An 8,579-nucleotide genomic window follows, 5' to 3' on the forward strand; every position below is an offset into this window, starting at 1 on the left:
CTGGCCATGCATCGAAGGTAAAGCCGACCCGCCCTTCTTGACAACCCAGTACAGAACCGCCTAGGTTCCTTACCGTTCAGTCCATAACCGTCCTGAGCTCACCGAACAGGGTGCGTGCACGCCTGGCGCGATGACTGGCCGGCGCCGACATCAACAGGATGCTGGCCACCGCGGACACCGACACAGCCTCCAGAGGATGGTCGAGGGAAGCCCCGAAGCGGCCACACGATGATCTTGAAGCCCTGAGATCTCAGCGCGTCATCCGCTCGCCTCACCTTCGTCGGTGAGGAAACCGATCAGATTCCAGACGGCTTTCCGTCATGCCGAGTAAGCAAGGAAAAAAATGAGTACCAGCATCGACCACGGGGCGCCCGCCTCCGGAAAAGAAGACTCGGGCCTTCGCGGCTCACATGCCGTGCGCTGGTGGGTGCTGGTCGTCATAGGCGTGGCACAGCTCATGGTCATGCTCGATGCCACCGTCGTGAACATCGCGCTGCCCGAAGCGCAGCACGACCTCGGCTTCAGCGACGGCAGCCGGCAGTGGGTCATCACGGGGTACGCGCTGGCGTTCGGCAGCCTGCTGCTGCTCGGCGGCCGACTCGGTGACCTGTTGGGCCGACGTACCCTCTTCGTGATCGGCCTGGCAGGTTTCGGGGCCGCGTCCGTCGTCGGCGGCTCGGCCGGCAGCTTCGAGATCCTCGTCGCGGCACGTGTGGCCCAGGGCCTCTTCGCCGCGGTCCTCGCGCCCGCGGCACTCTCACTGCTCAGTGTGACCTTCACCGAACCGTCCGAAAGGGCGAAGGCCTTCGGTATCTTCAGTGCGCTGGGTGGTGCGGGCGGCGCGATCGGGCTGCTGCTCGGCGGCATGCTCACCGAATGGGCGTCGTGGCGCTGGGTGATGTACGTGAATGTCGCCTTCGCGGTCCCCGCTCTGATCGGTGCCTTGCTGCTGCTGGCCAAGCCCGTGATCAGCAAGAAGCCCAAACTCGACATTCCGGGCATCGTCGTGGTGAGCGCCGCGCTGTTCGCCATCGTCTACGGGTTCGCGCACGTAGAGGCCACCAGCTGGACCGACCCGGTCGCCCTCGGCTCCATGATCGTCGGCGCGGTGCTGCTCGCGGTGTTCGTCTGGCTGGAGTCCAGGGTCGCGCATCCGCTGCTCCCGCTGCGCCTCGTGCTGGACCGGACCCGCGGTGGTTCGTTCGCGGCGGTGTTCGTCCTGGGCATGGGGATGTTCTCGATCTTCCTGTTCCTGACCTACTACTTCGCGGCCAGCCTCGGCTACTCGCCGATCAAGACCGGTCTGGCGTTCCTGCCGATGGTCGCGGGCGTCGTCGCGTCGTCGACCACGATGCCTTCGCTGGTGCTGCCCAGGGTCGGCCCGAAGATCGTCGTCAGCGCCGGCTTCCTGGTCGCCGCAGCCGGTATGGCCTTGCTGACCCGCCTCGAGCTGGACAGCACCTACGCCGCCCACATCATGCCCGGCCTGATCCTGCTGGGTCTCGGCATCGGCGGGGTGATGAGCACCGCGATCCAGGGGGCGACCTCAGGCATTCACCACGAGGACGCGGGTGTCGCCTCGGCGTTGATCAACACCGGTCAGCAAATCGGCGGCTCCATCAGCACGGCGCTGCTGACCACCATTGCCTCGTCAGCCGCGACCGACTACCTGTCTTCGCACAAGCCCAGCGCGCTGGCCGCGGCGCAGGCCGGGGTCGAGGGCTACACGGCCACCCTGGCGTGGGGCTCCGGGTTCTTCGTGGTCGGTGCGGTGATCGCCGCGTTCCTGATCCCGAATCGGGCTCTGGCGCCGTCCGAGGGCGAGCCCGTGATGGCCCACTGAGCCTGGATCCACCCCACAGATGCCCTGCCACCTGCGATGACTGTTGTTCTCAGGACACGAACCAGCACAGGAAAGCAGGGCATCTCCAGGGTTCCACCGCGACCGTCTCGCCCCGCGAATCCACGACAGGGCCTTCTCCGCGATGGACCTCACCACCCGCCACCCGCGCACCAGAGAACTGCTGTCCACGGCGAAGTCCATGGTGCAACCAGACCCAGCAGGAGGCACTCGCATGAAACGACGTACATTCCTCGGCGCGACCACCGCATCGCTGGCCGCCACCCAACTCGCCGGGCCCGCCTACGCCACCAGTTCAACCGCCGGCCCAACCGCCGGCCCAACCGCCGGGCGGTACACGGTCGTCGCCCGCTTCTGGGGCTCGATGCCGACGGGTGTCACCGTCTCACGCCACGGCCGTATCTTCGTCAACTTCCCCCGCTGGGGCGACGACGTCCCGTTCACCGTCGCCGAAGTGCGGCAAGGGAAGCCGGTGGCGTACCCCAACGCCGAGGTGAACCGCGAGGACGCCTCCGACCTGGCCGGGCACTTCCAGTCGGTGCAGAGCGTCGTCGTCGACCCGGCCGACCGGCTGTGGATCCTCGACACCGGAAACCCGCTGTTCGCCGGGTCCTCCTACGGCGGCCCGAAGCTCGTGGCGGTCGACCTGCGCACCGACCGGATCGTACGGAAGATCCTCTTCCCGCCCGAGGTGGTGCCGTCGAACAGCTACCCCAACGACGTGCGCTTCGACCTGCGGCGCGGCGCCGAGGGCATGGCGTTCATCACCGACTCGGGCGGCTCGAACGGCGTGATCGTGGTCGACCTCGCCACAGGCCGCTCCTGGCGGCGACTGACCGGGCAGCCCTCAGTGCTCCCCGACGAGCAGTTCCTTCCCATCATCGAGGGCGAACCCCTCATGATCCGCCCCGCGGGAAGCGAACCCATGCACTACGAGACCGGCTCCGACGGCATCGCCCTCAGCGCCGACGGCAAGCGCCTCTACTACTCCCCCCTGTCCAGCCGCCGACTGCACAGCGTGGCCACCGACGCCCTCGCCGACCCCGACGCCACCGACGCCGAGGTGGCGGCGACGGTCGAGGACCACGGGTTCAAGCCGATGGCCGACGGTCTGGAGAGCGACGACAAGGGACGGCTCTACGGCGGCGACCTGGAACACAACTCCATCTGGCGCAGGAATCCGGACGGCACCTACCGCACCCTCGCCCAGGGCACCGACCTCATCTGGGTCGACACCCTGTCCGTCGCCTCGGACCGGCACCTGTACGCCACCGCCAACCAGCTCAACCGGATGTCGCTCTTCCACGAGGGCGAGGATCTGCGCCGCAAGCCCTATCTCCTGGTCCGCCTGCCGATCGACGCCGGACCGGTCAGGCTCGTGTGACCTCTCCGGCCCGCGTCACGTGACTGCCTGGTCGCTGTCCCGGTGCGCACCCGGCCGGGCAGCGGTCGACCTCGTCCCGGGCCAGGACCCGCTCAGGGTAGGGCCTGATGTTGCAGTGCGGGGCGATGCGGAGTGAGCTTTCCATCTTCAGCCTGAGCTGGCCGGTCTCGGGCGTCAGGTGACGCTGGTAGGGAGGCTCCGGACGGGGCTGCGCTGGGTGCTGTTGTCGATGCGCCGGTCCAGCTCGGTGCGCGCAGCCAGCCCCTGCCGGTGTAGCCGAGCTCGGCCTCCGCCAGTACCCACGTCTTGCAACCCCGGCGTCCCCGGCGATGGGCACGGCACGGGCCTCGCGGACACGGGGCCGGCCCAACACACCGGCGAGACGGGTCAGCTCGTCGTCCCGGCCCCGCTGGGCGGAACGCTGGGGTCGATGCCGGTGTCCTTGGTCATGAGGGCTCCTGGGCCGGGTCGGGGACCGTGTCGGGGTCGGTGGCGGTGAGGGGGAGCAGCACCTGGAAGCGGGTGTCGCCGGGTACGGACTCGACTTTCAGGTCGCCGTGGTGCTTGTTGACGACGATCCGCCAGGAGATGTCGAGCCCCAGCCCGAAGCCCTCGCCCACCGGTTTGGTGGTGAAGAACGGGTCGAAGATCCGGCCGCGGATCTCAGCCGGCACTCCCGGGCCCGTGTCGCGGAACTCCACCAGCAGCCGGTCGTGCACCAGAGCGGTGCGTACGGTCAACGTCCCTTCGCCGCCCGCGCTCTTGATGGCGAAGACGGCGTTGTCGATCAGGTTGGTCCACACCTGGTTCAGTTCGGCCGGGTAGGCCGGAATCCTCGGCACCGAACGGTCGTACTCCTTCACGACCTTGACCTGGGGACCGATCTTGCCCGACAGCATCAGCAGCGTGCTGTCGAGGAGTTCGTGCACATCGGCGACCTGGTAGGGGGCGCGATCCAGCTGCGAGTACTGCTTGGCGGCGCCTTGGAGACCCGCTCGGCCGTACGCTCCTGAAGGTCGACCAGGGCCTTGAGGGCGTCGCCGTGGTAGGGGCCCGAGGCGATGACGCCGAGCTTGGTGCGCATGTGCGCGACCCGGTCCCTGAGCGACGAGGTGGCCCGTACGGCCGCCGCGGCCGGGTTGTTGAGCTCATGTGTGAGACCTGCGGACAACGAGCCCAGCGCCAGCAGCCGTTCGCGCTGCCCGACGGCCCGCTGAAAGGTCTGCGAACCGAGGGCGAGCCCCTCCAGGAGATGGATCGCCATCGGAAACCACTCGTGCATGAAGTTTGCGAACGATTCGGCGGGCAGGACGAAGAACCGCGTCGGCTCCGACACCCGCAGCGAGTTCATGTACCGCTGCGGTTTCCCGTCCGCGAGGTACGCCATCACGGCCCCCGCGTACACCCCTGGCTGGGACGTGCGGCTCACCTCGATGTCGTCGCCGCCCACTCGGCGCGACATGACGACCGTGCCCTCGATCATCACGTAGAAGCAGGTCGCCGGGTCACCTTCGGTGAACACCGGCCCGGGGTCGAACAGTTCGACCCGTCCCTCGCTGCAGAGCCTGTCGAGCTGCTCGGCGCTGAGCTTCTCGAAGAGGAACAGCGAGCTGATCTCCGCCGCGCTGCACGGCATCGGCCGCCCGCTCACGACTACTCCAGATACCGGTGTACGAGCATCACGGCCATGGCTCCTTCTCCGACGGCGGACGCGACCCGCTTGGCGGACTCCGCGCGCGCGTCCCCGGCGACGAACACGCCGGGGACGTTGGTCTCCAGGTGGTACGGCGGCCGGTCCAGTTCCCAGCCCGTCGGCGGCCGTCCGTCGGCCGTCAGGTCGGGGCCGGCCAGGATGAACCCGTGCTCGTCGCGCAGCACGGTGCCGTCCAGCCAGTTGGTGAGTGGTGCGGCGCCGATGAACACGAACAGCCACTGCGCGTCGACCAGTTCGGTCTGCCCGCTCGTCGTGTCGCGCAACGTCAGCTGTTCCAGGTGGTTGTCGCCGTGCGCGGCCTCGACGACCGTGTGGGCCCGTACAAAGATGTTCGGTGACGCGGCGATCTGCTGGATCGGATAGTGCGACATCGACGCGGTGAGTCCGCTCCGCGCACCAGCAGGGTGACCGACTTGGCGCCCCTGGACAGGTACATCGCCGCCTGCCCGGCCGAGTTGGCGCAGCCGACGATGTACACGTCGTGGCCCTGGCAGGCGGCGGCCTCGGTGAGCGCGGACCCGTAGAACACCCTGCGGCCCGACAACTCGTCGGCACCCGGCGCCTCCAGCTGCCGGTACGACACACCGGTCGCCAGGATCACGCTGTGCGCCGCAATCTGCGACCCGTCCGAGAACCGTACGAGCCGCGCCGCCCCGCTGCTCTCCAGACCGGTCACCTCCCGCGCGGTGAGGATCTCGGCGCCGAACTTCGTGGCCTGGCGACGGGCCCGGTCGGTGAGCTGGCCGCCGGACACCCCGTCGGGGAAGCCCAGGTAGTTCTCGATCCGCGAGCTCTGCCCGGCCTGCCCGCCGGTCGCCGACCGCTCCACCAGCACCGTACGCAGGCCCTCCGAGGCCCCGTACACGGCCGCGCCCAGCCCGGCCGGCCCGCCGCCGATGACGACCAGGTGTAGAAGTCGGCCGTGGGTGTCGTCGCCAGCCCCACGTGCGCGGCCAGTTCGGGCACCTCCGGCTCGACGAGCGCCGTACCGTCCGCCGTGATCACCACCGGCAGCCGCTGCCCGTCCTGCCCGGCCGCCGCGAGCAGCCGCTGCCCCTCGGGCTCCTCGGTGGAGTACCAGCGGTACGGCACCTGGTTGCGGGCCAGGAACTCCCGGACGTCCGACGAGCGGGCCGACCACCGGTGACCGACGACCTTGGTGCTCGGCATCGGCCGGAAGTCACTGCACCGCCACGCCTCCAGCAGGTCGTCGAGGACTGGGTAGAGCTTCTCCTCCGGCGGGTCCCACGGCTTGAGGAGGTAGTGGTCGAGGTCGACCACGTTGATCGCGTCGATCGCCGCGTTCGAGTCCGCGTACGCGGTCAGCAGCACGCGCCGGGCGCCCGGATGGATGTCCAGGGCCTGTTCGAGGAACTCGATGCCGTTCATCTGCGGCATCCGGTAGTCGGCCAGGATCACCGCGACCAGGTCGCCGCGCAGCTTCAGCTCCCGCAGCGCCTCCAGCGCGGACTCGCCGGACTCCGCGCGCACGATCCGGTACGACTTGCCGTAGCGCCGTCGCAGGTCACGGGCGACGGCCCGGGACACTCCGGGATCGTCGTCCACAGTCATGATGACGGTCCGCGCAGCGTCCGCGGCCTGTGCCATACGTCCCCCACTTCGAGTGATGTGATCCGCTACTCGGCCCATGCCGCGATCCGTTTCGCGATCGCCTCGGGGGACTCGATGTGCAGGAAGTGACCGACGTCGGGGACGACCTCCATCGCGTGCGGGGCGGCGAACCGATGTCGGTCGTCGACCTGCGGGGGGAGGAAGCAGCCGTCGTCGGCACCGTATAGCTGCAGCAGGGGCACCTCGATCGGCTGAGACAGGCGGCGCGTCGCCCCAATCATGCCGGGTCGCAGCATCGCCCGGTAGTACTTCAGAGGCGCGGGCATGCTCGCCCGCAGGTGCTCGTGCAGCTCCGTCTGCAGAGCTGGCTCGAGCGAGAGGCTGGGCGACCACTGACGCCAGAGGCGGTCGATGAAGGCGAGATCGCGGGCGCTGGCCATCCAGCCGCTTCCCGGCAGTTGAAAGAGCCCCATGTACCAGATCCGGCGTAGCTGAGCGAGGCGCGGCCGGCTCAGGAGGGTGATGGGGTGGGGGACTGCGAGCGTGACCGCGCGTTCGATCCGCTCCGGCGCGGTGACGACGGCATCGTATGTGATCAGGGCGCCCCAGTCGTGGCCGACCAACTCCACGGCTCGCCCGGGAGACCAGCGGTCGATCAGCGCGAGCACGTCGCCGGTGAGGGATGCGAAGTCGAACGGCCCCGCGGTCGGGGACGGCGCGTAACCGCGAAGCCAGGGTGCGATGACGTGACGTCCGTGGCGGGCGAGCTCGGCGAGGAAGGGCTTCGCGGTCGGCGGGTGGTCCGGGAAGCCGTGCAGGACGACCGTCGGCTGACCATCGGGGTCACCACCCTGCAGCGCGTGAAAGGTGCCGTGTGGCAGGTCGAAGGTGACGTGTTCGAATTCCATGGGTGTCAGCCATTTCCAGGAGCGGTCGGACGAGAGAGGCTGATGCCGGCTTCAGTGTCTCTGGTTTTGGACATGTGCGTCTTTTCGGGCGCCGGGTGTAGTGCGGGGTCAGCCGGCCAGTCGGTTGAGCTTGCGGAGTTGTTGGTCGAAGGTGCGCGAGGGCACGATCCGGCGCAGGAGGCTGACGCGTCTGGCCATCGGGCCGGCGGGGTACCGGAGCTTGGGCTTGGAGTCGGTGGCGGCCGCGACGATCACCTTCGCGACAACGGCCGGGTCGTCGGCGTTGCGCATGGCCGTGGCCAGCACGTCTCGGGCGATCTCCCGCTGCGCGGCGTAGACCGGCAGGGGCGAGTCGGGTGCCAGGCTGCTCGCCTCGAAACTCGTATTTGTGTAGGCCGGCTCGACCAGCAGCATCCGCACGCCGTGCTCGCGAAGCTCGTGGTCGACGGACTCGGAGTAGCCCTCGACCGCATGCTTGGTGGCGGCGTAGACGGCCATGAAGGGCCCTGGGACCCGACCTTGCATCGAGGCGACGTTGACCACGCGGCCACGGCGCTGGGCGCGCATGTGGGGCAGCACTGCGTTGGTCATCCGCATCAGGCCGAAGACGTTGATGTCGAAGACCTCCTTGGCCTGGTTGATCGAGCTTTCCTCGCCGGCGCCGACCGCGCCCACGCCTGCGTTGTTGACCAGGACGTCGATCCGGCCGAACCGCTCGATCACCTCCTCGACCAGGGAGCGGACCGATTCGTCGCTGGCCACGTCGAGATCGAGGAACGTCACCCCGGCGATCGGCTTGGCGTTCGCCGCGTTGCGGCTCGTGCCGACCACCGCGAAGCCGGCGCCCACGAGGGCGAGCGCCGCCGCCCGCCCGATCCCGGAGGAGGCGCCCGTCACGAGGGCCACTGGGGAAGCTGTCTGCATGGTGGTTCCTTCGGTTGTGGACATGACTTCGTCGGGCACTGTCCGTGCGGGGTCGCCTGTGCTCAGGCCGACACGGTCCGCACCGGTCCTGCAAGCCCGGACCAGGTCTGTCCGGGGAGCTCAGGACAGTTATGGACTGAACAGTCGGAAACCTAGATGGTTCTGTACTGGGTTGTCAAGAAGGGCGGGTCGGCTTTACCTTCGATGCATGGCCAG

Annotated in this window: 4 protein-coding genes and 2 pseudogenes; 2 read left to right on the plus strand and 4 right to left on the minus strand. The window is 68.7% G+C overall.

The genetic code is table 11. The annotated features are described in order from the left end of the window. Positions 1-343 precede the first annotated feature (343 nt). Positions 344-1,843, plus strand: coding sequence for an MFS transporter (locus IE262_RS38945; RefSeq protein WP_189880366.1), 1,500 nt, complete (start codon positions 344-346; stop codon positions 1,841-1,843). 232 nt (positions 1,844-2,075) lie between these two features. Continuing rightward, on the plus strand, positions 2,076-3,245 hold the full coding sequence (locus IE262_RS38950) for an L-dopachrome tautomerase-related protein (protein ID WP_189880368.1): 1,170 nt from the start codon (positions 2,076-2,078) through the stop codon (positions 3,243-3,245). Positions 3,246-3,691: 446 nt separating this feature from the next. On the opposite strand, the pseudogene IE262_RS38955 reads toward IE262_RS38950, so the two are convergent. From IE262_RS38955 to IE262_RS38970, 4 genes and pseudogenes are all read right to left on the minus strand, one after another. After that, positions 3,692-4,896, minus strand: a pseudogene (locus tag IE262_RS38955) (ATP-binding protein). Positions 4,897-4,898: 2 nt separating this feature from the next. Further along, a pseudogene (locus tag IE262_RS38960) lies at positions 4,899-6,567 on the minus strand (NAD(P)/FAD-dependent oxidoreductase). A gap of 29 nt (positions 6,568-6,596) precedes the next feature. Continuing rightward, complete coding sequence (locus tag IE262_RS38965) at positions 6,597-7,439, minus strand: alpha/beta fold hydrolase (protein WP_189880370.1); 843 nt, start codon at positions 7,437-7,439, stop codon at positions 6,597-6,599. A gap of 108 nt (positions 7,440-7,547) precedes the next feature. Then, entirely contained in the window at positions 7,548-8,363 is an 816-nt protein-coding gene (locus IE262_RS38970) for an oxidoreductase (RefSeq protein ID WP_189880372.1), read from the minus strand. Between the last annotated feature and the right edge of the window lie 216 nt (positions 8,364-8,579).

This window comes from Streptomyces bluensis, from assembly GCF_014650715.1.
GTDB classification, from domain to species: domain Bacteria; phylum Actinomycetota; class Actinomycetes; order Streptomycetales; family Streptomycetaceae; genus Streptomyces; species Streptomyces bluensis.